This is a genomic window from Arthrobacter sp. MDT2-34-1, from assembly GCF_059091365.1.
In genome coordinates this window covers 1-658 of the sequence record NZ_JBNHGO010000089.1, presented here as the reverse complement: position 1 = coordinate 658, position 658 = coordinate 1, and the positions used below count along the sequence as shown (strand labels likewise).

Here is a 658-nt window from a genome sequence, read left to right as displayed (position 1 = left end):
GGGCAGGGGCATGACGATCCGTCCAATCAGCGGGGAAATAACTCGACACAGCGTCTATTGTTGGCGGTGACGCAGACCACATAGCCTATCAGTATCGCTAAACCACTGGAGGTTTTCCCATGAACGCAGAAGTTCCTGCGGCATCCGGACATACGGCAACGACGCCGTCCACGGATGATTATGAACAGCAACTCCAGCCCATCCCCGAGTCAGGGCGCACGCGTAGTGTTGCCGGTCAGTTCTGGATCTGGGCCGGCGCCAATCTGGCCCCGATTAACTGGGTGCTGGGCGCCCTGGGCATCCACCTGGGCCTCGGTTTCGCCGATACGGTGACCGTCCTGGTTGCAGGCAACCTGATCGGCATGATCCTCTTCGGTTTCTTCGTCCTGATCGGCCAGCGCACCGGTGCCACCGGCATGGTGCTGGCGCGCGCGGCGTTCGGGCGGCGCGGCAATTACCGTCCAGCCGCCATCCAGGCCACCCTGGGCATCGGCTGGTGCGCCGTCAACACCTGGATCATCCTGGACCTGGTCATGGCACTGCTGGGCAGCATCGGCTGGGTCGATCCCGCGCAGCCGAACTACGTGGCGAAGATCGCCGTGGCCGCCATCATTATGGTCGCGCAGGTCATCATTGCCTTCTTCGGATACAAGGCCAT

1 protein-coding gene is annotated in these 658 nt (G+C 62.3%); it reads left to right on the top strand.

Going from position 1 to position 658, the window contains the following annotated elements:
• Positions 1–119 precede the first annotated feature (119 nt).
• Positions 120–658, top strand: a 539-nt coding sequence (locus AC5RVV_RS17780) for a cytosine permease (protein WP_494002675.1), incomplete at its 3' end; no start/stop codon positions are given.